Here is a 26,261-nt window from a genome sequence, read left to right as displayed (position 1 = left end):
ACCAGGCACTGCAGAAAGTGGGGAAAGAGTGGGGGATTTCCCCCGAATTCTCGGATTCAAAGCGTAAGCAATTGAAAGTTAATACAAATTTTTATGGCATGGCCTATGCAGTATCAGGTTTAGCGAACATCACTCCTTGAGCACTAACAGTGAGATCAGTGATCATGAACGGCATTCCCCACGCTCATCACTTGTTAAACCTGCTGTTACTGGTCACGCCGCTGATCGGCATTGAAACGGCCCAGGCGGCAGCACGTTGTGAACGCAATCTGGTCGCCAATATCGTCGCACTGGACCAGCCGCTGATGTTCAACCGCCTGGGTGCGCAGAACGTCAACGGCATGATGTTCGCCCTGCGCCGTGATGTGGTTGATGACCATGACCAGCCACTGAACATGGGCGGGGCGGCAGTTCCGGGCAAGGTCTCGCTGCGACCCGACAAGCGCCCGCGTCCGCTGGTGTTGCGGGTTGCCGCCGGTGACTGCCTGACCATCAACTTGCAGAACCTGCTGGCTTACCAGGCCAACCCCGGCAGCCCGGAAGACGGGGACGAGGGCGAGGTAGAAGGCGAAGTTGAAGTCGAAGCCGGCAACAACAACTTCAAGGTTGACGAACAAGTCGCTGACCGCCATGTGGGGTTCCAGGTCAACGGCCTGCAAGCGGTCAACAGTATCGACGATATTTCCTCCTACACCGGACGCAACGCCAATACCCTGGTTGCCCCCGGAGCGACCCGCACCTACACGCTGTATGCCGAGCGCGAAGGAGCATTCGCCGCCAGCAGCCGTGGCGCCACATTCGGTGGTGAAGGGGATGCAGGCAACGTGGCCAACGGTCTGTTCGGTGAAGTGGTGGTGATGCCCAAGGGCGGTCGCAACTATCGCAATACCGTGACGGAAGAAGAAATGCGCCTGGCCTCCAGCGGGCGCACGCCGACTGGCCAGCCGATTGTCGATTACCAGGCCCGCTACCCGCAGCGCGAACCCTGGATCCGTGAAGGCAAGGCGGGTACGCCGATCATCAACATGGTCGATGGCAATGAAATCATCTCCAGCGAAAGCGATGCGATCGTGATGGGCAGCAATGCCGACGGCAGTTTCCCGCCTGCGACCTATCCCCTGGAGTCCATTGGCAAACGCAATCCGGCGTTGCCCAACCGTCTCGAACCCTTCCGTGACTTTGCCTCGCAGTTCCAGGACGAAACCGCTGTCACCCAAGCCTTTCCGGCATATTGGGCAGACCCGGTCATGGCCCACGTACTTGAGCCAACCCGGGACTCGTTCATGATCAACTATGGCTCTGGCGGCATGGGGGCCGAAGTGGTCGCCAACCGGCTCGGGGTCGGGCCGATGCACGACTGCCTGTCTTGCGCGTACGAAGAGTTTTTCCTGAGCTCGCACACCGTCGGCGACGTGGCGATGCTGGTGGACGTACCGGCCAACGTCGGGCTGGAGAACATCCGTCCCGGCGAAGTGCCCCGTGCCGAGCAAGTCGGGGTCAAGGCGAGCATGGCGCTGTACCCCTCCGAGCCGTCCAACGTCAACCACAGCTACATCGGTGACTTCGTCAAGTTTCGCAATACCCACAACGGGCATGAGCAACACATCTTCCACTTGCATGGCCATCAATGGCTGTTCAACCCCAACGATGACAACTCCGACTATGTAGACGCCCAGGGGATTGGCCCGGGCGCCGGTTACACCTACGAAATTGCCAACGGTGGCTCGGGCAACCGCAACCGTGTTGCCGGTGATGCAATCTATCACTGCCATTTCTACCCGCACTTTGCCCAGGGCATGTGGGCCATGTGGCGGGTGCACGATGTGTTCGAAGAAGGCACCCGGCTGGATGTGTCACAACAGGGCAGCGACGGTTATCACACCAAGCCTTTTGCCTTGCGCAGCGGCAAACCCGCAGCCGGTGCCCGTGCATTGCCCGATGGAGAGATCGTGGCGGGTACCCCGATTCCTGCCGTGGTGCCGTTGCCCGGCAAGGCCATGGCGCCGATGCCAGGCAAAGTGGCTGTGGTACCCAGAATCAGCGAGACCCTGGTCGCTGCCGGGGACGATGACGATGATGACGACGGCGTGCATCGCAGTGGCGGCGCCCAGGCCATTGGTTCTCTGGCCCTGGTGGATCGCAGTGAAGCCAACCGCAATGCTGACGGCAGCCTGAAAAACCCCGGCTATCCGTTCTGGATCGGCGGCATGGAAAGCTCGGTCGGCCAACGCCCACCGACCCCGCCACTGGACATGCTCGACGCGGGCAAGGCCCAGACACTGAAGAACAGCGGCAAGGCGTTGTGGGCCAACCTCGACCCGGCTCAGTCGGGCGGCTGGGACGGCGGCCTGGGACGACACTCCCTGGCCGGCTTCTCTGCCGGAGGCAAGGCCCACACCGTGACGACCTCGCTGGATTTTTCCAAGGAAGTGACACGGGCCAAGCCGATCTACATGCCTGAGGAGGGCACCGAGGTCGAACAGGCCGCCATGGCCTTCCACGCGAAAAAAGACCACCCCAGCTTTGCCCTGTTGCCCGGCAAGCAAGTCGTCGCGCGCAACTTCCGCACCAACGGCGCGTTGCCCATTGCAGGCGCGCCGTATTACGAACCGTGCATGGATGATCGGCAAAAACGCCTGACCAGCGCCGCCGGGACCGGCGAGTTCAATAGCGGCGAGCGCATGGACGGCATGTCGTTCACCGGCTCTTCGACCTTTACTGCGGATCGTCCACGGATCTACAAGGCAGCCAATATTCAGTTCGACGCGGTGTACAACAAGGTTGGCTACCATTTTCCGCAAGCGCGCATTCTGGCCTTGTGGGAAGACGCCTGGCCGGTGATCACCAAGCAGCGTCCGCCAGAACCTCTGGTGATGCGCATGAACACCTTTGACTGCGTGCAGTACCAGCAGACCAACCTGGTGCCGGCCACCTATGAGATGGACGATTATCAGGTCCGGACCCCCACCGACGTCATTGGCCAACACATCCACCTGCCTAAATGGGACCTGACTGCCGCAGACGGCTCGGCCAACGGCTGGAACTACGAAGACGGTGTGCTTTCACCCGGCGCCGTGCAGGAACGCATCCATGCCATCCGCACGTTCAACCAGTGCACTGGGGCCGATGTGCGTGATGGCACCCCAGCCTGTCCGAAAGCCAAAAATCACCCGTACTTCGGCCAGTTCGGCCGGGCTGACTGGGTGGGTGCGCGCACCGCGATGCAACGCTGGTTTGTCGACCCTGTGGTCAATATCAAAGGCATCGACCGTGGTCTGGGCACCATCTTTACCCACGACCATCTAGGCCCGTCGACCCATCAACAGATTGGCCTGTACGCCACCGTGCTGGCCGAACCGGCCGGTTCCACCTGGTTCCACGCCGAAACCGGCGAGCCCCTCTACAGCGGCGCGCGTCAGGACGGCGGGCCGACCTCGTGGCAAGCCGTGGTGTCCACCGGTGACCTGGACGGCGATGGCAAGAACGACAGCTTCCGTGAGTTCTTCCTCGAATACAGCGATTTCCAGCACGCCTATGAAGCCGGTGTGTATGTGGGCGCAGGGCCCAATGGCGTGCCCAATCCCCAGGCGTTTCCGGCCACAGCGGACAGCTTCCGCTACGCCATCAACCCGCCGGTGCGCAGTAATGCCAGCAGCTTGCTCGAAGGCATTGTCGAAGTGCAGGGTGGACGGGTCGCGGGTTGCCCAACTCGTCCATGCCCACAGGCCATCTCCGTGGATGACCCTGGCATGTTCGTGATCAATTATCGCAATGAACCGCTGGCGTTGCGGGTTTACGACCCGAACAAGGTCGGCCCCGACGGCAAGCGTGGCATGCAGGCGGACGGCCTGGGCGGCGACCTCTCGTATGCCCTGCAAAGCCGCACCGACCGGGCGATTCCGGCCATGAACCTGGCGCCCAACCTGATCACGTCCGCCACCGGACCAACCGGCGGCACCACCCTGTTTCCGCCGCACATCAACCGGGGTGGCGCCGAACCGGGCGACCCGTTCACACCGATGTTGCGTACCTATACGGGTGACAATGTGCGGCTGCGGGTACATGCCGGTGGTCATGAAGAAGAGCACAACGTGACGCTGCACGGCGTGAAGTGGCTGCAAAGCGGCTCGGGCTTCGGCAGCAGTTCCAACTCCGGATGGCGCGCTTCGCAGATGATCGGGATTTCCGAGCAGATGGGCTTTATCGCACCGATCTCGATGTTGTCCAGTTCGGCGGCGACCACCGGGGATTACCTGTACTCGATGGACGCTTCGATCGAAGGTTACTGGAGCGGGATCTGGGGTGTGATGCGCAACTACACCGCCCAGCGTACCGACCTGTTTGCGCTGCCGAACAACCCGAAACCGGCCGGTATGCGCAACACCGTGGCCTTCGACGGCTCGTGCCCAAGAATCAGCGCCAACCCCAATGGCATCGGTACCCGTCCCACTGTGCAGCGCAACTATGAAGTCGTCGCCGCACTGGCCAACGACATCCTCGGCAATCCGTTGGGGCTGACCCTCGGCGATCCGGCAGGCATTGGCCAGCATGTGGGCGGGCCGTTGAAACCCGCTGGCGGGACCCTGGTGTACAACTCGCGGCCGGTGAGTATCCCCCGTGTCACTGTGACCGATCCCGAGGACGGGGTAACCATGACCATCGGCGGCCAGAGCGGCCCGCTGCATGACCCGACCGCCATCCTCTATGTACGCAAGGCCGACCTGGACCCGGTCAGCGGCAAGCTCAAACCCGGCGTTCCCGTCGAGCCGCTGGTGTTGCGCGCAACGGCCGGGGACTGCATCAACATCACACTGGAAAACCGTCTGCCGAGTGTCATGCCCGACCTGACCCAGACCGCCGTGATGCAGGGTGTGGTCAAGCGTGATCGAAATGGCAGTGACGGCTCGAGCACCTTCAGCAACAACCTGATGCGTCCGTCCAGCCATGTTGGCCTGCATGCCCAACTGCTGGCGTATGACATCACCAAGTCCGATGGCGCCAACGTGGGTGCGAACCCGGTGCAGACCGTGGCTCCCAGGGCTGGCAACAGCGGTGCCTACCCGAGCCGCACCTATCAGTACTACGCCGGTCACCTGGAGCGCGAAGGCAAGCCGATCACGCAACTGGGGCGCAGTGTCGACAACATCAACGCCACGGCCGTGGAGTTTGGCGGGCTGAATTTCACCCCGTCGGATGTGATCAAGCAGCCGCAGAAAGGCCTGGGGGGTGCCATGAGTATCCTGCCGGTGGGGGCCACCTGGGTTGACGATATCCGCAAGGTCAATGCCAGCGTGACTGCGCCGGGCCAGGCTGTTTATCGCGACTTTGCGATGGTCTGGCAAAAAGCCCTGAATATCCGCTGGGCGGGTGGCCGGCCAGTGGAAGGTATTGCGGCTGAAGGCCTGGGGGTACCTACGGATCCGCAGGACAACTCCAGCATGGCGATCAACTACAAGGCCGAACCGCTGTGGTACCGCTTCGGGCTGGCCCCCGATGCACCGTTCGGCCACGCAGAGGGCGGTGGCTACGCTGACGTGCCCAATGCGCACATGGCGTACAGCAACGCCCTGGTGGGAGGCGATCCGCAAACCCCTGTGCTCTATGTGAAACCGGGGCAACCGTTCCGCACCCACATCCTGATGCCTACCGGCGGCAGTCGTGGCAGCACGTTCCAGCTGGACGGACACGTGTGGTCAGTCAACCCGTTCCAGTCGGAAAAAAGCGACACCGGTGGCTATCCGATGGGTACGCCTGGCGTGGGCTCGGTACGGTTTGGCCTTAACCCGATGTCGATGTACATCGGCGCCCATGAAAGCGTCCTTCCGGCGGCGCACTTCAGCTTCATGCACCCAAGTGCCGGGGGCATCAATGCAATACCGGGGGACTACCTCTTCCGGGATTACGCCGCCTACGGCAACACCGCCGGGTTGTGGGGATTGTTACGGGTATCCAATGAGCTGGAACCTGCGCCGACGCCTTGACGGGCCGTGCGTATCAGCAGGAGCGAGCAAGCCCGCTCCTGCTGTTCAGGGGGGGCGGCATGCAGGAACTTGACGGGGAGAAAGACAATGAACAAGGCCATTGGAACCGGTGTGTGTGGGTGGATGCTCGCAACAACACTGTGCGCCCTGGGGGGCGTGTGCTGGGCGGCCGAACCACAGGCTAAGGGCGAACAAAGGCTGGTGCGTGACGGTGTGACGGTCACCTTGAATGTACAGCCCTTGGCCAAAGACGGCGTACTGCGTGAAGGTGAGTTCGCCGATGTGCGTTTCCGGATCACCGACGCCACGTCCGGCCAGCCTCTGGCGGGTGTTGCACCGGGTGCCTGGCTCGACCCCCAGGCCGTTGCCGCCGACCTGGCCCAGGGGCGTGAGCACAGCTGCAAGTCGCGAGTCGGGGTGTTTCTCAAGTCGAGCATCGGCGCCCGGCCGCTTCTGGATCTCAACAGCTATTTCCTGATGGTGATGAATCGTGATGCCAGTGTGTCGGTGGTCGACCCGCAAGTGTCTGTGGGGGGAATCACCAGTACGTTATCGCGCATCGACCTGAAACAGCCGCCCATGGACTGGATCACGCCCAGGGACAATAAACGGGTGTTTGTGTCCATGCCCAAAGCCGATGCAGTAGCGGTGATCGACAGCGAGCAATTCAAGCTGATCGACTCGGTTGCGGCGGGTAGCAACCCGGTGCGCGTGGCCCTGCAACCGGACGAGCGCCTGCTGTGGGTGGGCAACAACGCCAAGGCCCGCGAGCAGTCCGGGGTCACGGTGATCGATGCGCAGAGCCTCAAGCCACTCAAGTATTTGGCAACTGGCGCCGGTCATCATGAGATCGCGTTCAGCAAGGACAGCCGGCATGCGTTTGTCAGCAACCGCGATGACGGCACGGTGAGCATCATCGACATCGCCAGCCTGACCCTGAGCAAGCAGCTCAAGACTGGCTCACACCCATTGTCGATCGCCTTTTCGCCACTGTCCCAGGCCGTCTATGTAGCGGATGGCAAGGACGGTACGGTGACGGTGGTCGACACCCAAAGCCTGGCGGTACGCAGGGTCATCAGGCTCAAGCAGGGCCTGGGGCCCATGGGTTTCAGCGCCGACGGACGCTTTGGCATTGTGCTCAATACCCTGGAAAACCAGGCGTCGGTCATCGATGCCAGCAACGATTCGCTGATCCATGACGTGGCGGTGTCCGCCGAACCCTATCAAGTGGTGTTCACCAAGGCCTATGCCTACATCCGGGGCCTGGCGTCGGCCAAGGTCACGATGATCAACCTCGCGTCGCTTGGGGAAGGGCGTACCCCGATCACCCAGGGCTTCGAAGCAGGCCCACAGGCGCCGCGCCTGGCCGGTGACTTGCCCCTGGCTTCAAGCCTGGCGGTGTCGCGGGACGACAATGCGGTGTTCGTGGTCAACCCGGTGGACAATACCACCTACTTCTACGCCGAAGGCATGAATGCCCCGATGTCCGGCTACCCCAACCGCGGGCAAGTGGCGCGGGCCGCGCTGGTGATTGACCGCAGCCTGCGTGAAGTCTCGCCGGGGCTCTACAGTGCGCGGATCAAGCTGCCCCCCGCCGGACGTTTCGATGTGGCCTTCCTGCTCAACCAGCCGAACATCATCCACTGCTTCACGGCGGATGTAGAACCGGCGACAGAGGCGAGCCGGGTGGCGGGTGTGCCCAAGGTCGAGTTCATGCTCGACACCTCCACGACGCCCCTTGGCAGCCCTTACGTGGTGCGTTTTCGCATTGTTCAGGGCAAGCAGAAAACCCGGCGCAGCGGGGTCGGGGATGTCCAGGTGCGCTACTTCCTCGCGCCGTCCTCACGGGCACAGGCGGTGGCGGCGCGGGAGGTGGGAGAGGGCGTCTACGAAGTCCCGCTGACCCTCGATCAGCCAGGTGCCTGGTACCTGCATGTGCGCGCAGCGTCCCTTGGCGCGGGCTTCGACGACAAGACTTTTGCCAGCGTGCGGGTACTTCCCGGCGCTGCTCATTGAAGAGGAAATCGACATGAACCGATTTGCCCATTGTGCTCTAACGACCCTCTGGCTGCTGGCCTGCGGTATCGGCCAGGCCCAGGCCCATTCGGCGGATGAACATGCCGGCCATGACATGACGGCGACCCCCGCCAGCACCCAGGGCGCCCCAGTCAGTTTTGCCGACGTCGCGCTGGTTGATCAGAACGGCAAGTCGGTCCATCTGGAGCCGGATCTGGTGGCCAACAAAATCGTGGTCATGAGTTTCATCTACACCAGCTGCACCACGGTTTGCCCGGTGGTGTCCTCCATCATGGGCAAGGTGCAGAAACAGCTGGGCGCGCGGGTGGGCAGCGAAGTGCAACTGGTCTCCATCAGCATCGACCCGCAGCGTGACGACAGCGGCCGGTTGAATGAATACGCCCGTGCCTTTCAGAGCGGGCCGGGCTGGAGCTGGCTGACGGGTTCGACCCAGTCGGTCAATGACACGCTCAAGGGGTTGGGTACGTTCGGCGGCGACTTGAAAAATCATGCACCGCTGATTCTGGTGGGTGACGGCAATAGCCGGCACTGGACCCGTTTTTACGGTTTCACTGACCCGGCGGTGCTGATCCATGAAGTGGAAAAACTCAGGGGTCAGCGCGGTGCCCATGCCAAACACACCGCCGTTGCAATGGAGCAGCAGCCATGAAAATCCTCGACCGCATGGCCTTGAGTGTGTGCTTTTGCCTGTTCACCAGCGTGACGCTCGCCCACGAAGGGCACTCGCAATCGGCCTCTGAAGCACCAGCGGCGGTCGCCGCTGTAGCCCCTCCGACCACGGGCACCCGTGATGCCAAAACCTGGTTTACCGACACACCCTTGCTGGACCAGAACGGTCAGACCCTGCGCTTCTACAGCGACGCCCTGGAAAACCGTGTGGTGTTGCTGAACGTGATATTCACCAGTTGCAATGATGCCTGTCCGTTGATTACCCGCAAGCTCAAGGAGGTGCGTGAGGTGTTGGGGGACAAGGCCGATGGCATTACTTTCATTTCCCTTACCAGTGATCCGCTGCGTGACACACCGGCGGTGCTCAAGGCTTACACCTTGAAACAAGGGGTCGACGATCCCCACTGGCTTTTTTTGACCGGCAACAAGGCGCAGATGGAGCTGGTACTGGGGCGCATTGGCCAGATCGTGCCAACCCCCGAGCAACACTCCACGCAACTGATTGTCGGTGATGTGGCCAACAAACGCTGGAGCAAGATCCGCCCCGATGCCCCGGCGGCGGCCATTGCCCAGCGCTTGCAGCTGCTGACAATGCCTGTAGCCGGGCGTTGAGCGTGTCCGATGAAAACCTCATTCGCCCTTGCGATGTTGCTGCTCACAGGCGCAATTGCCTGTGCCCAGGCATTGCCTCTGACCCCCACTGAAAGTGCCGGCAAGCGCCTGTACCGTGAAGGGGTGTCGGCGAGTGGTGAACCGATCATGGCCAGGGTCGGCGCCGCCGGTATGTTGTTGCCCGCCACCAGCTTGCCGTGCGCCAACTGTCACGGCACCGACGGGCTCGGGCGCCCGGAGGGGGGGGTACGACCGCCAGACCTGAGCTGGTCGCGCCTGAGCAGCATTCATGGCCAGCAGCAGATCAATGGCCGCAGCTACCCGGCGTACTCGGACGGTGCGCTGGCCCGGGCCATTCAGGAAGGCCGTGACCCCGGCGGCAATCGGCTCGACCCGGCCATGCCGCAGTTCGTCCTGTCGATCAGCGACCAGCGCAATCTCACGGCTTATCTCAAGCGCGTGGCGGATGATCGTGATCCCGGCCTCGAGGGCGACAGCATCACCCTGGGTACGTTGCTGCCTTCCGAAGGACCGCTGGCCGAAGAGGCCGCCACCATCGCCGGGGTGCTCAATGGCTCAGTGAAGCGAATCAACCAGGCGGGGGGCATTCATGGTCGCCAGTTGCGCCTGACCATCCTCGATCCCGGGCCGGATCGCGCCAGTGCCGGGCAGGCGCTGGACCGGCTGATTGATCAGGAGCAGATCTTCGCGTTGATCGCGCCCCTGGCCCCGGCACTCGACACCGAGCTTGCACGCCATCTGGAGCAGGCCGGCGTTCCACTGATAGGGGCGTTGTCGCTGCTCGGTACGAGCCAGTCCAGCAGGCTGATTTTCGAGCCCTTGCCGGGGTTGCGCGAGCAGTTGATTGCCTTGGCCGACTTCGCCAGCCAGGAGCTTGTGGCGTTGCAGGGGCCAACGTGGGTCCTTTACTCCGGTGCGCCCGGACAGCAGAAGGCCGCGGACGAGCTTGGCCTCTATTTACAGACTCACGCCTGGCAGGACGTTCATGTGCAGGCCTACGACCCTGCGCAAGAGCCGTTTCCCTCGGGGTGCCGTTCGGTTTTCTACCTGGGCAGCGGTGGCGGTTTCAGCAGCCTCGCCAACCGTTTTCAGGAGGCAGGGCAGGCGCCTTATCTGTTTGCCACGGCGCAGCAGGTGGCGGGGGACCTGTTCCAGGTCCCCGTCGAGTTTTCCCGCCGGGTGTTTATTGCCTACCCCTTCATACCCAGTGACTGGACCCCGGCCGGACGCCTGGCGCTGACGCAGGTGCGCGATTCCGAGGCCCTGGGTGGGCAGCATGCCTTTGTGCAAGTAGGCGCCTTCAGCTCGATGCTGTTGTTCGCCGAGGGCATGAAGCAGGCCGGAAGGGATGCCAGTCGCGAAAAGCTGGTCAGTGCCCTGGAAGGGCTGCATGACTTTGCCACCGGGCTGACGCCGCAGATCAGCTTCGGCCCCGGCCGCCGCCTGGGCCTCAATGGTGCCCATGTGGTCGCACTGGAACTGCCGGACCAGCGTTTTTACCTGGTAGCCCCCTATAAACCCGTTGCTACGATGCCCTGACCGGAGACCCCTTATGAAACTCAATAATTGGTTGATCCTGCTGACCCTCTGGGGCCCCGCGGCGCTGTGCAGCAACGAGCCCGTCGTGGCACGGGTCAATGGCGAGGAAATTCCCGCATTTCGCCTCGAGCGTTATTTCGCCGAGTACCTGGAAGACCAGGGGCGGGCTGTGGGCAATATTCGCAACCCCAAGGCGTATCAGCAATTACGGCGAAAGGCACTGGACGCCCTGATTGACAAGGAATTGCTTTGGCAGGAGGCCGTCAAGCGCGACGTTGTGATCAGTGATGCGGTGGTGAACGACCAGGTCGAGAAGACGCGCACTGCGGTGGGTGGATCCGAAGTGTTTGCGCGCAGGCTCAACGACGCGGGTTTCGACGAGGCCAGTTATACCGAGTACACCCGCCGCGAACTGGCGGCCCAGAAGGTGTTTGCCGAACTGACAACCGTCGGTGCGCCGGATGAGCAGCAGGTCCGCGCTTTTTATGAGGAACACCGCAGCGAGATGAATCGGCCGGAGCAAGTCCATGCCCGGCATATCCTGATCAAGGTGGCTCAGGGTGCTAGCGTCGCCACAATCGAGGCTGCGCGTCTACGCTTGGTAGAGGTACGTCGGGAAATTACTCAGGGCGCTGACTTTGCAAACGTTGCCAAAAGCCGTTCCGAAGGTTCGTCCGCCAGCGAAGGCGGTGATCTTGGCTATTTTCCCAAGGGGCGCATGCTGCCCGAGTTCGACGCGGTGGCCTTTGCCATGGCCGTTGGCGACATCAGCCAACCGGTACGCACGGCGGTGGGCTGGCATCTTATTTATTTGCAGAACCACTTGGATGCAGTTGATGTCACAGAGGAACAGGGATTTGCAATGGTTCGCACTTACCTCGCCCAACAGCAACAGTCGCAAGCGCGCCTTCAGGTCCTGGAGCAGCTACGGTCGCGCAACCGCATTGAGCGCACTGACAATTACTGAAGCTGGCCCCAAAAGTGGGGAAAAGCTTCAAGCCACACCCGTACACGTCCCCGCCTTTGGGGGATGGAGTAACAGGGATAATTTTTTATGATGAGTATCAAGCAGTTACAGCGGGTCTAAGGCCTGCCGCTGCTTGGCATGAAGTGTGCTCAAGCCTAAGTAAGGTGAGCACTCCGTCAGGCTTGATATTCGGACCTGCTGTTACGAGGAGTCCACCTTGGTGAACAAAATACTGGTTGTTGATGACGAACAGCTGCTTGCGCAAAACCTGCAGGATTATCTGCAGGCGCAGGGGCTGGAAGTCCAGATAGCGCACGAAGGTGCCAGGGCCATTGGTGTAGCCGAGGGTTTTGCACCCGATGTGGTGGTGTTCGATTACCGCTTGCCCGATATGGAAGGTTTTGAAGTTCTCGATACCGTTCGCCAGAACAGGACATGCCACTTTGTACTGATTACCGGGCACCCCACCACTGAAGTGTGTGATCGGGCCCGCCAGCGTGGGGTCAGTCATATCCTGTTCAAACCGTTTCCATTGGCAGAACTGGCACGGGCAATTTTTGACCTTTTAGAGGTGAAGGACCAACCGGGCACCAGCCACCCACGCGCTGAAGGATTCGTCGAACGACGCAAGAACAGGAATCAAAGTTTCCCGCTGCAGCTGTACGACGGCAGTTGGGTGCTGGAGGATCGCCGACGAACACCGGCCTCCCTTGCCCAAGACGACGAACGCTTGCTCACCGGGAAGTAGTGGCGCGACAAGCCGTTCCGGTCCAGGCCGCAATTGCTCGCCGCGTCGACAGGGCGTCAAGCCCCCGGCGTTGGAGAGCAAGCCATGGACCGTCTATCCCTTGCCGTGGAACCGGCACTGCTGGACTGCGTACCGCCTCCCTTCTCCAGTGAACAACTGGCCCAGGCCCGCGCCCTTGCCGTCACTTCAGGCGAACGGGTGCTCGAAGCCCTGGGGGTACTCTGTGAACTGGCCCCCATGCCTTTCATCGAATGCCTCGGCCGCACGTTGCACTACCCCGTTCTGGATACCGACACCCTGTTCAAGGCCACCCCGATTTTCGATCGGGTCACGCTGGCCCAGTGCCTGAAACGCGAATTCATGCTGCTGCGCCATGACGAAACGGTCATTGGCGTGTTTGCCGATCCCTTTGATACTGCGCGCCTGGCCTGGATCGATGATTGCCTCCACGGCGCGCCGCTGTACCTGGTGCATGCCGATGACCTCAAGGCCTACCTGGCCCGTCATGAAGAAAGCTTTCATGCCGTGGAATCGCTCAACGCCCAGGCCGATGCCCATGTCGAAAGCGACAACCTGCAAAGCCTGTCCCTGACCAGCATCAGTGAAGATGCCAGCGTGGTGGTCAAGCTGGTCAACTCGACCCTGTATGACGCGCTGAAAATGCACGCCAGCGATATCCACCTGGGCACTACCGGGGCCGGCCTGGTCATCAAGTACCGGATCGACGGGGTGCTGAACAACATCAGCAAGATTCAGGGCAGCGAGTTCGCCGAACAGGTGATCTCCCGGGTCAAGGTCATGGCCGAACTGGATATCGGCGAAAAGCGTGTGCCTCAGGATGGTCGCTTCAAGATTGGCATCAGTGGCCGCCAGATCGACTTTCGGGTGTCCATCATGCCGAGCATTTTCGGCGAGGACGCGGTGCTGCGGGTGCTGGACAAGCAGGACCTGGCCGACAAGGTCAGCGGCGTACAGTTGCAGGCCCTGGGCTTCGCCGATGAAACCCTGCGCCAGCTGCGGCGGCTGGCCGCCGAACCCTACGGCATGGTGCTGGTCACCGGTCCCACCGGCAGCGGCAAGACCACCACCCTCTACGCCATGATCACCGAGATCAACCACGGCGTGGACAAGATCATCACCATTGAAGACCCGGTGGAATACCAGCTGCCGGGCGTCCTGCAGATTCCGGTCAACGAGAAAAAAGGCCTGACCTTCGCCCGGGGCCTGCGCTCGATTTTGCGCCATGACCCGGACAAGATCATGGTCGGTGAAATCCGTGACCCCGATACCGCGCAGATCGCCGTGCAGTCAGCCCTCACCGGGCACCTGGTGTTCACCACCATCCACGCCAACAACGTGTTCGACGTGATTGGCCGATTCACCCAAATGGAAATCGATCCCTACAGCCTGGTCTCGGCCCTTAACGCGGTGCTCGCCCAGCGGCTGATCCGCCTGGTCTGTGCCACGTGCAGCAGGCCGTATCAGCCCAGTGCCGATGAGCTGCAACTGTCCGGCCTCGATCCACAGCAGGTGGCTGCCTACAACTTTGTCCACGGCAAGGGGTGCGGCCATTGCCGGGGCACCGGTTATCGCGGGCGCACGGCCATTGCCGAGTTGCTGCACCTGGACGATGAACTGCGCCAGATGATCGTCGAGCGTCAGCCTGTTGCAAAAATCAAGGCCGTGGCCTGTAGCCGTGGCTTGCGCCTGCTGCGCGAGTCTGCCCTGGAACTGGTGATGGAAGGGCGGACCACGCTCGAGGAGATCAATCGTGTCACTTTTATCTCGTGATCAGTATGTGGCCGTGGTCGGCGCCAGTGGTGTCGGTCTGGGCCAGTGCCTCGGCGGCGAAACCCGGTGGCTGAGCAGCGTCGGCTTTATCGACGAGGGTTTTCATGCCTGGGCGGTAGCCCTGGAAACCCTCGACCGTCTGCTGGGCGAACATGCGGCGAGCGGGGCTCAATTGCGGGTGGTGATTTCCGGGCACTTCAGCCGCTTTTGCCTGGTGCCCTGGAGCGAGCAGATCAGCCGTCCCGATGAACTGCTGGGGTTCGCCAAACTGTGTTTCGAGGACCTCTACGGCGCCCAAAGCCAAGCCTGGAGCCTGGTGCTGTCAGCCGAACCGGCAGGCTACGACCGGATTGCGGCCGCCTTGCCTCAAGCACTGCTGGAGCGTTTGCGCAGCCTGGTCGCCGCGCGTGGCCTGCGCCTGAGTTCGGTCCAGCCGTACTTGATGGCCGCGTTCAATCACTTCGATAAACGCCTGGGTACGGATGATTTCCTTTTTGTCGTGGCCGAACCGGTGCGCAGCGTGTTGCTCCTGGCGCGAGAAGGGCGATGGGTGTCGGTGCGTTCGGTGGGCAGCAGCGACAGCGATGCCGCACTGAGTGCGTTGATCAGCCGTGAAATCCAGCTGCAAGCCTCCAGCAATGAGCGACCACTGAACGTTTACCTGCATGCGCCAGCACGCCTGGATTCTGCGCCCGAGGTGCCGGGTGTGCTGCTCTGTACCCTGGATGAGGACCGTACGGGCGTGCGTGACAGCCTGCATGCCATGTCCCGGGCGGTGGCCTGACATGCGCGCGCTCAATCTGGATTTTCAGCCGCCTCGCCGTTCGAGCCCTCTGGGCTGGAGCCTGCTGGTGGCCGGTGTGTTGCTGGCAGCGGGCTGCCTTGTGGGGCAGCAGCATTTCAGTGCCCAGGCCCGACAACAGCAAGGCGACCTGCAGGCCACCCAACACGTGTTGACCGGCAACAGCGGCGCCAAGGGTGGCCTGACGCCAGCGCAAACCCGAGAGCAGGCGCAGAACCTGGCAGAGATGCGCAAGGTTTCCCAGCAATTGCGCCGCCCGTGGGAGCGTCTGTTTGCCACCCTGGAAAGCCTGCCGCTGGACAACATCGCTTTGCTGACCCTGACCCCGGATGCACGCAAGGGCCAGGTGCGCATCAGTGCCGAAGCCCGTGACCTGGAAGCCATGCTCGACTTTCACCGGCGCCTTGAGGCCAGTGACGAGCTGTCCGATGTGTCACTGCTCAGTCACGAAATCGTCGCCAACGTGCCGGAACACCCGGTGCAATTCAACCTGTCGGCAACCTGGGAGATAGGCGATGCAAATCCCTAGACTGATCATTTACGAGTACCTGCAACGCCTGGGCGTTCCCGGCCTGGCCGGAGCGGCGCTGGTGCTGGTCGCGCTGGTGTATGGCCCGGCCGTGCTGATGCCCGACTGGCAAGCGCTGCAGCAGCTCAATCAACAGACCCGTGAAGCCAGCGAGTACCTGGCCCGTGTCGAAGACGGCAGCGTGGCGGCTCCGGCCGGACCACAACGTCAGCTCGACGATTTTCGCAGCAAGCTGCCGTCCCAGCCCCAGGCAACCGTGGCCATCGACAAGATCTACGCGCTGGCCGCCCAGGAGCACATCACCCTGGCCCGTGGCGAATACTCCCTGGGCATCGACCCCAAGACTCACCTGGCGCGTTATCAGATTTTGCTGCCTGTACGCGGCAGTTATCCGCAACTGCGCCGTTTCCTTCACGCCTTGCTGGGGCAGTTGCCTGCGGTGGTGGTGGAGGACGTGGAGTTTCAACGTAAAAAGATCGCCGACACCGACCTGACTGGCCGGATCCGCATGACCCTTTATCTGTCGAGGTCATGATGAACACTAAACGCGTGGTGGGCTGGGCAGGATTCTTCGCCGTGGCTGCGGCGCTGACCTGGGGCGCCGGGTACCTGCAACCGGCAGAGGAGAGTGACGATCAGCTCGTGGTCGCCACCCCGGGGGGCAAGAGTCCTTCCACTCTGCGGGGAGCCTTGCCTGCCGCACCGGCCACGGTCAAGGCAGCACCGATTCGCGACCTGAGCCCGGTCGGCGACCTGTTTTCCGCGCACAGCTGGAAAGCTGCAGCGGTCCTCGCCACGGTCATCGAACAACCCGTTGACGTGACCCCGGTCGAACAAGCCCCGACCGTACCGCCCATGCCCTTTCAATTTGTCGGCAGGCTTGATGATCGTCGCGACCTGCAAGTGTTCTTGCAGGACGGAGAAAAAATATACGTCGTGCGCAAAGGCGACGTAATCGACAAGACGTGGCGGATCGAGGGCATTTCCGATGTGGAACTGAGCTTCGTGTACCTGCCGCTGCACTTGTCTCAGACACTGTCTGTGGGGAGCTCGCAATGAACCGATCCCGTTTGATGATGAGCCTTGGCTTATGCGCCGCGCTCGTCGCGTGCAGCACCGCAAAGGTCGCACAAAAGGAGGCGAACGAGTTGATCGAGGCGGGCCAGTACGAAGCTGGCCTGGCGCGGATCGAGGACGGATTGCGCGAGAACCCCCGCGACACCGAATTGCACCTTGCCTTGAGCCATGGTCGCGCCCGTTCCATTACGGCGCTGATGACCGAAGCCGACCAGGACCGCGCCAAGCGCAGCTTTGCGGCAGCCCGCATGGGCTACGGCCGCGTCTTGACCATCGAGCCGAACAACCGGCGTGCCCAGGACTCCCTGCGCCAACTGGACTACCTGCGCAGCATGGATGAGAAACTGGAACTGGCCCGTGGCGACCTGCGTCGCGGCGACATTTACGGCGCCGACCGTCAGGTCAAACAGATCCTGGAACTGGACCCGACAAATGACGGCGCCCTGGAACTGCAAGGCAACATTCGCCTGGTTCAGAGCCGCAATGTCGTGCAGTACCCGCAACTGCGTACCCGTCTTGACCGGCCGGTGACCCTGGAGTTTCGCGATGCCAACCTCAAGACAATCTTCGAAGTGCTGTCCCAGGTTGCCGGTCTGAATTTCATCTTCGACAAGGACCTGCGCCCGGACATGAAAGCCACCATCTTCGTGCGTGACGTGCGCATCGAAGACGCCGTGGCCTTGCTGCTGCAGCAGAACCAGCTGCACCAGAAAGTGGTGAACGAAAACACCTTGCTGATCTACCCGGACTCGCCGCAGAAGCTCAAGGACTACCAGGAGCTGGTGATGCGCACCTTCTACCTGACCAGCATCGACGCCAACACCGCACTGAACATGATCAAGACCATGCTCAAGACCCGCGATGTGTTTGTAGACGAACGCCTCAACACCCTGACCATGCGCGACAGCGAAGATGCGGTTCGCATGGCGGAGAAACTGCTGCAATCCCAGGACCAGTCCAACCCTGAAGTGGTGCTGGAAGTGGAAGTCATGGAAGTGGCCCGCCAGCGCATTCTCGACCTTGGCCTGCAATGGCCGAACACCTTCGGTGTATTGAACAGTGCGGGCGGGGACGTGACGGTACTGGATCAACTCAAAGGCATCACCTCCAGCCGGATCAGCATCTCGCCATCGCCCCAGGCCAAGATCAACGCTCAGGACAACGACATCAACACCCTGGCCAGCCCGGTGATCCGGGTCAGCAACCGCGAACAGGCCCGTATCCACATCGGTCAGCGCGTCCCTATCATCAGCGCCACGGCAGTGCCCTCGACCCAGGGCCCGGTGATCACCGAGAGCGTCACCTACCTGGATGTCGGCCTCAAGCTCGAAGTCCAGCCCACCGTGCACCTGAACAATGAAGTGGCGATCAAGATCGCCCTGGAAGTCAGTAACGCCACGCCGCTGCAACCCACCCGCCAAGGCACGATTCCGGTTCAGGTCGACACCCGCAACGCCCAGACCACGCTGCGCCTGCATGACGGTGAAACCCAGATTCTTGCCGGGCTGGTGCGCAACGACCATGGCGCCAGCGGCAACAAAATCCCCGGGCTGGGTGACATTCCCTGGCTGGGCCGGCTGTTCGGGAGCAACAAGGACACCGTTGGCCAATCGGAGCTGGTGCTGTCGATCACCCCACGCATCGTGCGCAACCTGCCGTACCAGAGCCCTTCGGACATGGAGTTCCCGACAGGCACCGAGACAAGCATGCACATACAGGCCCCTGAGCGTGGGATGGAACCGGCGACCCGGACCGAAATCATCAACAGCCCGATGGCTGCCTCCACCCAAGTTTTCGTAGAGAAGCCTTGATCATGAACGCCTCGCAACGTGGTTTTACCTTGATCGAAGTCGTGGTGACGCTGGCCCTGATCGGCCTCCTGGCCGGCATGGCGGCGCCGCTGACCGAGACCGTGGTGCGCCGGGGCAAGGAGCAGGACCTGCGCACGTCCCTGTACCAGATTCGCGATGCCATCGACGCCTACAAGCGTGCGTTCGACGCCGGTTACATCGAGAAGTCCCTGAACAGCAGTGGCTACCCGCCGAACCTGCAAGTGCTGGTGGACGGAGTACGTGATGTGCGCAGCGCCAAGGGGGCCAAGTTCTACTTTCTGCGGCGAGTGCCCCATGACCCGATGACCTCCGTCAAGCGCGACGACGAGGGCGGTTGGGGGCTGCGTTCCTACGACAGCTCGGCGCAAAGCCCGCGTGAAGGTGAGGACGTGTTTGACGTGTACTCCAAGGCCCGGGGCAAAGGGCTCAACGGCATTGCGTACCGGGAGTGGTGAGCTTATGCGCCGGGAAAAAGGCTTTACCCTGCTGGAGCTGATGGTGGTCATGGCAATCATCGCCACCTTGATGACCATCGCCTTGCCGCGCTACTTCAACAGCCTTGAGGCCTCCAAGGAAACCACGCTGCGCCAGAGCCTCTCGGCGATGCGCGAAGCCCTGGACCACTACTACGGCGATACCGGGCACTACCCCGAATCCCTTGAGCAATTGGTGGAACAGCGCTACTTGCGCAATTCACCCATGGACCCGATTGCCGAACGAAAGGACACCTGGGTTTTGGTTCCACCTCCAGAAGGCGTGGCGGGTGGGGTGGCAGATATCAAGAGCGGTGCTACAGGGAGGGCGCGTGATGGCAGTCTTTATTCCGAGTGGTAAGCCGTCGGGCGAGGGCGGGTTCACCTACCTGGGCGTCTTGTTCCTGATCATGGTCATGGGCATGGGATTGGCCAGTGCTGGCCAGCTGTGGTCGACCGCCGCGCGCCGCGACAGCGAGCGCCAGTTGCTCTGGGTTGGCACTCAATATGCCCAGGCGTTACGCAGCTACTACCGCGCTTCGCCGGGCCTGGCCCAGTACCCGAAAGCCCTCGAAGACCTGTTGCAGGACGAGCGTTTTCCCAACGCCAAACACCATATCCGCCAGCTCTATCCAGACCCGATCGGAGGCGGCGAATGGACCCTGCAGCGCGGTTTCGACGGTCGTATCACGGGGGTCAGCAGCCCCTCTACCGTCAAGCCGCTCAAGCAGGCGGACTTTCCCAGCCAGTGGTCGGACTTCAACGGCATGGCCAGTTACAAGGACTGGCAGTTTGTGGCCGAAAAAGCCTTTCTCGACGGTACCCCACAGCGGGCCAAGGGGCAGTCCGGCGGCCTGCAGGGGGTGCAGCCATGAACTGTCGCACATTGGCCGCCGTGGTCATGGCTCTGTTAATGCCGCTTTCTGCTGCCAGGGGAGACGAAGAAATGCTCGGCTTTATCGTGGATGACACGATTTCACACATTGGCCATGACTTTTACTACTTGTTCAGTGAACGCCTGCGTGCCACCAGCCCGATGGATTTCAACCTGGTGGTACGCGAGCGACCTTCGGCGCGCTGGGGCAGCCTGGTCACGGTGGAATATCAGCAACGCCTGGTGTATCGCCGCTTCCTGGCTCCCAACACTGTGGAACTCAAGGACGAAGCCTACGAGGCCGCCGACCTGGTCCGCATGCAGATTGTCCAGCGCAAGCTGGAAACCTTGTTGCAAGACACCACGGACCTTGAGAGGGACGAATTATGAAAACAAAATCACGTTCGCAGCGTGCCTGCCTCTGGCTGTTATGCCTGGGAGGGTGTGGCCTGGCCCAGGCCACAGAGCTGGTCTACACGCCCATCAACCCGTCGTTTGGCGGCAACCCGTTGAACGGCACCTGGTTGCTGAACAATGCCCAGTCACAGAATGACTTTGACGATCCCGACATCAAGGCGCGCATCACGCCTGTCGGGACCTCGGCCCTTGAACGCTTTACCAGCCAATTGCAGTCGCGGTTGCTGGGGCAGTTGCTGGACAACATCTCCACCGGCAACACGGGGAGCCTGTCCACTGACGCTTTTATCGTCAACGTTACCGATGATTCCGGTGCACTGACCATTGTCGTGACCGACCGGGCAACCGGTGAAATCTCGGAAATCCGGGTTAATGGCCTCGCCCCCTGATGGGGCTTTGGGGCGATGGGGAGTAATGGACATGAAGACAATACTGATGCTGGGGCTATTGTGTGTTGCGTTGCAGGGTTGCAGCCTGCGTGACACGGTATCGGCCGAACAGGACACCGAGGCACCGACCCTGACACCCCGGGCGTCGACCTACTACGACTTGCTGAAAATGCCCCGGCCCAAAGGTCGCTTGATGGCGGTGGTTTACAACTTTCGCGATCAGACCGGGCAATACAAACCGACTCCGGCCAGCTCGTTTTCCACGAGCGTCACCCAGGGTGCGGCGAGCATGTTGATGGACGCCATGCAGTCCAGTGGCTGGTTCGTGGTGCTTGAGCGTGAAGGCCTGCAGAACCTGCTGACCGAGCGCAAGATCATTCGTGCCTCGCAGAAAAAAGCCGACACCCCGGTCAATATCCAGGGTGAGTTGCCCCCCTTGCAGGCGGCAAACCTGATGCTCGAAGGCGGCATCATTGCCTACGACACCAACGTGCGCAGCGGCGGGGAGGGTGCGCGGTACCTGGGCATCGATATTTCCCGTGAATACCGGGTGGATCAGGTGTCGGTCAACCTGCGGGCGGTGGACGTGCGCAGCGGCCAGGTGCTGGCGAATGTCATGACCAGCAAGACCATCTACTCGGTAGGCCGCAGTGCCGGGGTGTTCAAGTTCATCGAATTCAAGAAACTGCTTGAGGCCGAAGTGGGTTACACCACCAACGAACCGGCGCAGCTGTGTGTGTTGTCGGCCATTGAATCGGCGGTCGGGCACCTGGTGGCCCAGGGCATTGAGCGCAAGATGTGGCAAGTGGCGGGGGACAGTTCAACCCCATTGCAGAACGAGACACTGGGCCGTTACCTGACCCAGAACAAAGTCGACCCTGACGCTGAATGACCGAACTGCAGATGGTACAGCCGCAGTGAGCCAGGAACACTGCGGCGTCAGCCTTGCAGGCAAGCCATCTCCCACAGGTTTCAAGGTGCTCACAGCATCCGCGCCCTGACACAAACCCACCTGCTGTGGGAGCGGGCTTGCTCGCGAAGGCCTCGCCTCGATGAGCCTGGAACACCGCGCCGTCAGCCTCGCAGGCAAGCCAGCTCCCACAGGTTTCAAGGTGATCACAACATCCGCGCCCTGACACAAACCACACCTGCTGGCCATGGCATGCACTCTGTTCGCACAGCCATAAAAAAACCGCGGCCCTGTATGAAGGGGGCCGCGGTTTTTTTACCTCGGGCTTATTGTTGAAACACGGTCGCCTGGTTGGCCGAGCCGGATTGCTGCACGGTCGCCAGTTGCGTCACCCCACTCTGGTCGACACGGGCGATGTTGCCTGTCCCGCCCTGGGTCACGTAAGCCACGTTCAGAGTGTCGGCCTGTTTGACCGTGATCTGGTTGTCACTGCCATACAGCTGTGCGGTGAACGCCTGGTTGCCACTGCCGGACTGCTCGAACGTGGTGCTGTTGCCGTTGCCGTTGGAGAAGCCCTGGGCCAGGTTGGTGGTGCCGCGCTGGTCTGCGATGAGGATGTTGTCGCTGCCGTTCTGATCAAAGTACAGCTCGTTGTAGTTGTCGGCCTGGTTGATGGTGGTTGCGTTGCCAGTGCCTGACTGATGGGTCGTCATGATGTGGCCGACGCCGTCCTGGGTGAAACTGGCCACGTTGCCGCTGCCCACCTGGTTGACCGTTGCCCGTTGGTCCTTGCCGAACTGACCTCCCGTTTGCGGGCCTTTCCAGTTGCTGGCGTAGACTTTGTTGTCGCTACCCAGGGAGGTGGCGGTCAGCACCTGGTTTTCACCGGCCTGATAGGTGAAGTGCACGTTGCCCGTGCCTTCCTGGTACAGCGCCAGTGTCGAGTTGACCGATTCAAACTGGTCGGCGTAGATGGCATTCAGATCACCCACCTGCAGGATCTGGGCAAAGTTGTTTTCGCCAAAGCTCTGGTCGACCACCGCTTCGTTGCTCAGTCCGTACTGATTGATGGTGGTCAGGCTGCCGGTCTGGGTCTCTTGCCAGACTTCGGTGCCGTTGTAATCGCCATACTGGTTGACCGTCACGTTACCACCCAGGCCGTTGCGCTGATCGGCGTAGGCGTAGTTGCCATCGCCTGCCTGGTTGATATCGATCTGGCCGGCGGTGTGGAACACTTGCTCAGCCGTGCCGTAGTTGGTGTTGCCGTACTGGATGACCAGGGCGTTGTTGGCGACGCCCGGAGAAATCTGCTCGATATAGGCTTCGTTGCCGTCACCGAACTGCAGGGTTTTGCCGGTGGTACCGTCCTGGCTGTCCTGATAGATAAACGAAAAGTTGCCGACGCCTTGCTGCAGTTGCAGCGCGACGCTGCCCCCTTCGCCGATCGACTGGCTGGCGTGGCTGACGTTGAAGGATCCGAGCTGTTGCTGGGTGATGGTGCTGGAGCTCTCGTACAGTTGCTCGCCGTACGCTGCGTTGTAATCACCTTCCTGATGTTGCTCGATGGGGCTGGTCGCGTGGTCCTGTACGGCGGCAGCGTCGTTGCCCTGGCCTGACTGCTGCTGGTTGGCTGTGCTGAACGGGGCCTGGCTTTGCTTTACATCGGCAATGTTGGCCGTCCCGTACTGGTTCTGGGTGGACAGGCTGTCGTCAGCCATGGACTGGGCACTGACAATGACCAGGATGGCGGCGGTGAGGGGCGTCAGTTTGAACATGATGAAACCTCCAGGTAGCGCAGTGCTTTAACGATATTGTTTGACTGAAACGCTCATGCCATTCCCGGCCTGGTTGACGGCGCTTTGCAGCCCCGTACCGGCCTGATCGATGGTGGCGTCGTTGTTGTTGCCGTTCTGGGATATCTGCGCACGGTTGTGACTGCCGCTCTGGCTGATGTCAGCGCTGTTGCCACTGCCTTGCTGGGTGATCATTGCCATCAGGTCGTTGCCCTGTTGCAGGATGAAGGCTTCCTGATTGCTGCCGGACTGCACAATGGTGCCCAGCAATGACTGGCCGTTCTGTTGCACGTTGGCGGTATTGGCCTGTCCGTACTGCTGGATCAATGCCTGCTGGCCAACCGGCGCGGGCAACTCGCCAAGGTCGGATGCGGCGCCGAGGTCGTCGTTTTCCATCAAGTCATCGGCCTGCGCGCCCGCGCCGCAACCCAGCGCAAGCATGCAGAGCAGGACGACGGTTGAAGTGTTCATGGGGTGTCCTCTGGCAGGAGTTGCGCCCCATCAGCGCACGGCTGATGGGGCACAGGCTCAGTTCGCGGTAACCGACACGGTACGTACGGTGCCTTGGGACGAGGTGATGGTCGCGGTCGGGTTGGCCGACGGCGCCACGGTGGTGATGTTGTTCACCGTCAGGCGCCAGCGCCCGGTCACCGGTACCGTGGTAGTGCCCAGTGTTGCCAGCCCGGTCGGGGTGCTGACCTGGATGGTGATGGTATTGCCGGTGACCACCGATGATGTACCGGCAAAGTCCCAGGTGAAGCGGTTGTTGGAGCGTGCCGAGACGGTTGCCGTGGTGACGGTAAAGGTTTCCGCCGCCGGTCTTGGCGAGACTTGCACGGTTACCGTGGCGGGTGCGGTAGCGACCGCTCCCAGGCTGTCCCGTGGGGTGTAGGTGAAGGTCGTGGTAAAGGCCGCTGTCACCGTGGCGGGCGGGGTGTACGTGAGTACCGTGCCATTGCTGGTGACTGTGCCGCGACCCGCTGCCGGTTGGGTGAAGCTGGCGACTGCCAGCGGCAAGTTGCCTTCCGGGTCGGTGTCGTTGGCCAGCACACTGATCGGAATGGCGACACCCAGGGTCGCGACGGCATCGTTGACGCCGACTGGAGGCCGGTTTGGCGCAACGGTAATGCTGACGGTGGCTGCCGTGGTCGAGGCGAGGCCTTTGATGTCCTGTGCCTTGTAGGTGAAGGTGGTGGTCAGCGGTGCATTGACCACTGCCGGTGGGGTGTAGATGACCGCGGTACTGCCGCTCAGGGCCACTGTGCCTTGCCCGGCAGGAGGCTGGGTCAATGCGGTGATGCTGAGCGGTATGTTGCCATCCGGGTCACTGTCGTTGGCCAGCAGGTTGAGGGTGATCGGCACGCCGGAGCTGGTACTGCCGGTATCGGCAATGGCGATCGGCGGCTGATTGGCGCCGATGTTCGGCGCAGTCCCCACAACCACCACGGGTTCGGTGTCACTGCCCCCCGCTGCAGATTTGACGGTGACACTGGCTGGAGGTTGAACCAGGCCGGCGACGGTTATCTTCTGCAAGGTACCGGTTTTGGACAGGCGTCCGTAGCCTTGGGCAACCATGTCTGGAATGGCCACTTCATCGGTTGAGGTGGCCTCGATCACCAGGCTTTTGTTGTCCCAGCTATAGCGCGCAGTCTGGATTTTCACCAGGTCGGTCAGCTTGCTCGACACCGAGGTCGGGCGTGTGGTGCCGGTGGGGTTGGTGGCCGTCACCACCACGACCGGTGGCAAGGCTCCGGTGAGCAAACGTTGCCCGAAGAAGAGGCCATTGTTGTCGCCAATCAGGTTGGTCTGGCAAGGCGACTGGGGTGGCCCGGCGACCAGGGCAATGGATTCGCGAAAGCACACGGACGAGGTGTTCGCGCCCTTGGCGAACACTTCGACCCGCGTATTGCTGCCAGCGCCGGCAGTGGTCCGTCGGTAGGTCGCGCGTGAAATTTCGACTGGCGTTTGCGCCCGGTTGTCGAGCACCTTGCCAGCGACACTGAAAAGGCTGGTCTGGATAGTGCCCGTCGGCCCGGTGATACGCACGAAGTTGGTGTTGTTGGGGCTGCCGGTCACGAGTTCGGTGAGGTTGGGGTCACCCACGAAGGTTTCGACGGCGCCGGTGTCCGGGTTCACTTCGGTATAAGGCCCGTTGACGCTGCGCAGGAACGGCCCGATGGCACCGTTTACCGCGCCGCTGAAGTTGCCCGGCGCCCCGATGCCGACGTCGCGGGTAATGTTGATTGCCCTGCGCCCCGGTGTGGTCACGTTGACGGTTTCCACGCCATAGGGGTGGGTAATGGTGTAGACCCCCGCAACGGGAACCGAGACCCGGATGCGGATGCGCGCAAAGCTCTGCTGGTCGCCGTCCACCGGGTTTTCCGAGGCGAAGGCGGCTTCGATCCCGGCCACGTAGGCGTCCATTTCAAAGCCGCTGTTACCCACAGCGGGAATGGTGGCTTCGGCGAGGAACCAGAAGGCTTCTGGTGGCCAGTTGTCCGGAAACACCATCGGCTGGGTGTCGTCGTAAATGCCCGGCTCCGGCAGCAGCGTGCACATGTAGGCCGGTGGCACGCTGACCGCTACCCGCGAGCTGGCAGCCCGGGACTGGCACAGCTCCATCGACAGCAGGTTTTTGTCCTGATACCACATGGGGAATTTCCCCGTGGCAAAGGTGTAGGGGCCAGGGTCGACGGCTGCGAGTTGAGCGAATGCGCTGCCGGTCAGCGATAGAGTCAGTCCCAGGGCGTTGAGCGCCAGGCGTGGCCAATTGTTCATGATGCCTCCTGATGGGGGTCTG

General features: G+C 61.8%; 22 protein-coding genes. 19 read left to right on the top strand and 3 right to left on the bottom strand.

Features of this window, described 5'->3' with window-relative positions; translation table 11 throughout:
* The first annotated feature begins 164 nt into the window (after nt 1-164).
* From mnxG to VSQ83_RS13195, 19 genes are all read left to right on the top strand, one after another.
* Nucleotides 165-5,981 (top strand): manganese-oxidizing multicopper oxidase MnxG, encoded by a 5,817-nt coding sequence (gene mnxG / locus VSQ83_RS13285; RefSeq protein ID WP_219261731.1) that lies wholly within the window; start codon nt 165-167, stop codon nt 5,979-5,981.
* Between the two features lie 87 nt (nt 5,982-6,068).
* Nucleotides 6,069-7,997 carry a cytochrome D1 domain-containing protein gene (locus VSQ83_RS13280; protein WP_326426980.1) on the top strand — a complete coding sequence of 643 codons (1,929 nt, stop codon included), beginning with the start codon at nt 6,069-6,071 and terminating at the stop codon, nt 7,995-7,997.
* A 13-nt stretch (nt 7,998-8,010) separates the two neighbouring features.
* Nucleotides 8,011-8,667 carry an SCO family protein gene (locus tag VSQ83_RS13275; protein ID WP_133079431.1) on the top strand — a complete coding sequence of 219 codons (657 nt, stop codon included), beginning with the start codon at nt 8,011-8,013 and terminating at the stop codon, nt 8,665-8,667.
* Entirely contained in the window at nt 8,664-9,299 is a 636-nt protein-coding gene (locus VSQ83_RS13270) for an SCO family protein (protein ID WP_219261734.1), read from the top strand. The genes VSQ83_RS13275 and VSQ83_RS13270 overlap by 4 nt, the downstream gene beginning before the upstream one ends.
* Nucleotides 9,300-9,308: 9 nt before the next feature.
* Complete coding sequence (locus VSQ83_RS13265) at nt 9,309-10,859, top strand: cytochrome c/ABC transporter substrate-binding protein (protein ID WP_326426979.1); 1,551 nt, start codon at nt 9,309-9,311, stop codon at nt 10,857-10,859.
* Nucleotides 10,860-10,872: 13 nt separating this feature from the next.
* Entirely contained in the window at nt 10,873-11,826 is a 954-nt protein-coding gene (locus tag VSQ83_RS13260) for a peptidylprolyl isomerase (protein ID WP_326426978.1), read from the top strand.
* A 217-nt stretch (nt 11,827-12,043) separates the two neighbouring features.
* Nucleotides 12,044-12,574, top strand: a complete 531-nt coding sequence (locus VSQ83_RS13255) for a response regulator (protein WP_326397817.1) — start codon at nt 12,044-12,046, stop codon at nt 12,572-12,574.
* 84 nt (nt 12,575-12,658) lie between these two features.
* A complete protein-coding gene (locus VSQ83_RS13250; protein WP_326426977.1) occupies nt 12,659-14,365 on the top strand; it encodes a GspE/PulE family protein in 1,707 nt (568 codons plus the stop codon).
* Nucleotides 14,346-15,149: a hypothetical protein gene (locus tag VSQ83_RS13245; protein WP_326426976.1), complete on the top strand. Its 804-nt coding sequence runs from the start codon at nt 14,346-14,348 to the stop codon at nt 15,147-15,149. The genes VSQ83_RS13250 and VSQ83_RS13245 overlap by 20 nt, the downstream gene beginning before the upstream one ends.
* A 1-nt stretch (nt 15,150) precedes the next feature.
* Nucleotides 15,151-15,696 carry a PilN domain-containing protein gene (locus tag VSQ83_RS13240; RefSeq protein WP_326397820.1) on the top strand — a complete coding sequence of 182 codons (546 nt, stop codon included), beginning with the start codon at nt 15,151-15,153 and terminating at the stop codon, nt 15,694-15,696.
* A complete protein-coding gene (locus VSQ83_RS13235; protein ID WP_219261740.1) occupies nt 15,683-16,231 on the top strand; it encodes a GspMb/PilO family protein in 549 nt (182 codons plus the stop codon). Before VSQ83_RS13240 ends, VSQ83_RS13235 begins: the two co-directional genes overlap by 14 nt.
* A complete protein-coding gene (locus VSQ83_RS13230) occupies nt 16,231-16,755 on the top strand; it encodes a hypothetical protein (RefSeq protein WP_326397821.1) in 525 nt (174 codons plus the stop codon). The genes VSQ83_RS13235 and VSQ83_RS13230 overlap by 1 nt, the downstream gene beginning before the upstream one ends.
* The gene (locus VSQ83_RS13225; protein WP_133079441.1) at nt 16,752-18,584 is read left to right on the top strand and encodes a secretin N-terminal domain-containing protein; all 1,833 of its coding nucleotides are present in this window, start codon (nt 16,752-16,754) and stop codon (nt 18,582-18,584) included. The genes VSQ83_RS13230 and VSQ83_RS13225 overlap by 4 nt, the downstream gene beginning before the upstream one ends.
* 2 nt (nt 18,585-18,586) lie before the next feature.
* Nucleotides 18,587-19,060, top strand: a complete 474-nt coding sequence (locus tag VSQ83_RS13220) for a type II secretion system protein (protein ID WP_219261743.1) — start codon at nt 18,587-18,589, stop codon at nt 19,058-19,060.
* A gap of 4 nt (nt 19,061-19,064) precedes the next feature.
* A complete protein-coding gene (locus tag VSQ83_RS13215) occupies nt 19,065-19,439 on the top strand; it encodes a type II secretion system protein (RefSeq protein ID WP_219261744.1) in 375 nt (124 codons plus the stop codon).
* Nucleotides 19,414-19,953 carry a type II secretion system GspH family protein gene (locus VSQ83_RS13210; RefSeq protein WP_219261745.1) on the top strand — a complete coding sequence of 180 codons (540 nt, stop codon included), beginning with the start codon at nt 19,414-19,416 and terminating at the stop codon, nt 19,951-19,953. Before VSQ83_RS13215 ends, VSQ83_RS13210 begins: the two co-directional genes overlap by 26 nt.
* 26 nt (nt 19,954-19,979) lie before the next feature.
* Nucleotides 19,980-20,342 carry a curli production assembly/transport protein CsgE gene (gene csgE, locus VSQ83_RS13205; protein WP_257622883.1) on the top strand — a complete coding sequence of 121 codons (363 nt, stop codon included), beginning with the start codon at nt 19,980-19,982 and terminating at the stop codon, nt 20,340-20,342.
* Nucleotides 20,339-20,758, top strand: coding sequence for a curli assembly protein CsgF (locus tag VSQ83_RS13200; RefSeq protein ID WP_133079446.1), 420 nt, complete (start codon nt 20,339-20,341; stop codon nt 20,756-20,758). The genes csgE and VSQ83_RS13200 overlap by 4 nt, the downstream gene beginning before the upstream one ends.
* Before the next feature lie 31 nt (nt 20,759-20,789).
* Nucleotides 20,790-21,650 carry a CsgG/HfaB family protein gene (locus VSQ83_RS13195; RefSeq protein ID WP_133079447.1) on the top strand — a complete coding sequence of 287 codons (861 nt, stop codon included), beginning with the start codon at nt 20,790-20,792 and terminating at the stop codon, nt 21,648-21,650.
* A 344-nt stretch (nt 21,651-21,994) separates the two neighbouring features.
* On the opposite strand, the gene VSQ83_RS13190 is transcribed toward VSQ83_RS13195, so the two are convergent.
* The 3 genes from VSQ83_RS13190 to VSQ83_RS13180 are packed head-to-tail and all read right to left on the bottom strand — an operon-like array spanning nt 21,995 to nt 26,239.
* Nucleotides 21,995-23,443 carry a curlin gene (locus VSQ83_RS13190; protein WP_326397823.1) on the bottom strand — a complete coding sequence of 483 codons (1,449 nt, stop codon included), beginning with the start codon at nt 23,441-23,443 and terminating at the stop codon, nt 21,995-21,997.
* Between the two features lie 27 nt (nt 23,444-23,470).
* Nucleotides 23,471-23,932: a curlin gene (locus tag VSQ83_RS13185; protein ID WP_219261748.1), complete on the bottom strand. Its 462-nt coding sequence runs from the start codon at nt 23,930-23,932 to the stop codon at nt 23,471-23,473.
* Between the two features lie 57 nt (nt 23,933-23,989).
* On the bottom strand, nt 23,990-26,239 hold the full coding sequence (locus VSQ83_RS13180; protein WP_326426975.1) for an Ig-like domain-containing protein: 2,250 nt from the start codon (nt 26,237-26,239) through the stop codon (nt 23,990-23,992).
* Nucleotides 26,240-26,261: the final 22 nt, after the last annotated feature.

The organism is Pseudomonas sp. DSV-1, assembly GCF_035830915.1.
GTDB lineage: Bacteria > Pseudomonadota > Gammaproteobacteria > Pseudomonadales > Pseudomonadaceae > Aquipseudomonas.
This window is presented reverse-complemented; position numbering and strand designations above follow the sequence as displayed.

Excerpts from the sequence above, each read along its gene's own strand:
- mnxG (WP_219261731.1), top strand. The coding sequence starts at position 165 with ATGAACGGCATTCCCCACGCTCATCACTTGTTAAACCTGCTGTTACTG.
- VSQ83_RS13280 (WP_326426980.1), top strand. The coding sequence starts at position 6,069 with ATGAACAAGGCCATTGGAACCGGTGTGTGTGGGTGGATGCTCGCAACA.
- VSQ83_RS13275 (WP_133079431.1), top strand. The coding sequence starts at position 8,011 with ATGAACCGATTTGCCCATTGTGCTCTAACGACCCTCTGGCTGCTGGCC.
- VSQ83_RS13270 (WP_219261734.1), top strand. The coding sequence starts at position 8,664 with ATGAAAATCCTCGACCGCATGGCCTTGAGTGTGTGCTTTTGCCTGTTC.
- VSQ83_RS13265 (WP_326426979.1), top strand. The coding sequence starts at position 9,309 with ATGAAAACCTCATTCGCCCTTGCGATGTTGCTGCTCACAGGCGCAATT.
- VSQ83_RS13260 (WP_326426978.1), top strand. The coding sequence starts at position 10,873 with ATGAAACTCAATAATTGGTTGATCCTGCTGACCCTCTGGGGCCCCGCG.
- VSQ83_RS13250 (WP_326426977.1), top strand. The coding sequence starts at position 12,659 with ATGGACCGTCTATCCCTTGCCGTGGAACCGGCACTGCTGGACTGCGTA.
- VSQ83_RS13240 (WP_326397820.1), top strand. The coding sequence starts at position 15,151 with ATGCGCGCGCTCAATCTGGATTTTCAGCCGCCTCGCCGTTCGAGCCCT.
- VSQ83_RS13235 (WP_219261740.1), top strand. The coding sequence starts at position 15,683 with ATGCAAATCCCTAGACTGATCATTTACGAGTACCTGCAACGCCTGGGC.
- VSQ83_RS13230 (WP_326397821.1), top strand. The coding sequence starts at position 16,231 with ATGAACACTAAACGCGTGGTGGGCTGGGCAGGATTCTTCGCCGTGGCT.
- VSQ83_RS13225 (WP_133079441.1), top strand. The coding sequence starts at position 16,752 with ATGAACCGATCCCGTTTGATGATGAGCCTTGGCTTATGCGCCGCGCTC.
- VSQ83_RS13220 (WP_219261743.1), top strand. The coding sequence starts at position 18,587 with ATGAACGCCTCGCAACGTGGTTTTACCTTGATCGAAGTCGTGGTGACG.
- VSQ83_RS13215 (WP_219261744.1), top strand. The coding sequence starts at position 19,065 with ATGCGCCGGGAAAAAGGCTTTACCCTGCTGGAGCTGATGGTGGTCATG.
- VSQ83_RS13210 (WP_219261745.1), top strand. The coding sequence starts at position 19,414 with ATGGCAGTCTTTATTCCGAGTGGTAAGCCGTCGGGCGAGGGCGGGTTC.
- csgE (WP_257622883.1), top strand. The coding sequence starts at position 19,980 with ATGGCTCTGTTAATGCCGCTTTCTGCTGCCAGGGGAGACGAAGAAATG.
- VSQ83_RS13200 (WP_133079446.1), top strand. The coding sequence starts at position 20,339 with ATGAAAACAAAATCACGTTCGCAGCGTGCCTGCCTCTGGCTGTTATGC.
- VSQ83_RS13195 (WP_133079447.1), top strand. The coding sequence starts at position 20,790 with ATGAAGACAATACTGATGCTGGGGCTATTGTGTGTTGCGTTGCAGGGT.
- VSQ83_RS13190 (WP_326397823.1), bottom strand. The coding sequence starts at position 23,443 with ATGTTCAAACTGACGCCCCTCACCGCCGCCATCCTGGTCATTGTCAGT.
- VSQ83_RS13185 (WP_219261748.1), bottom strand. The coding sequence starts at position 23,932 with ATGAACACTTCAACCGTCGTCCTGCTCTGCATGCTTGCGCTGGGTTGC.
- VSQ83_RS13180 (WP_326426975.1), bottom strand. The coding sequence starts at position 26,239 with ATGAACAATTGGCCACGCCTGGCGCTCAACGCCCTGGGACTGACTCTA.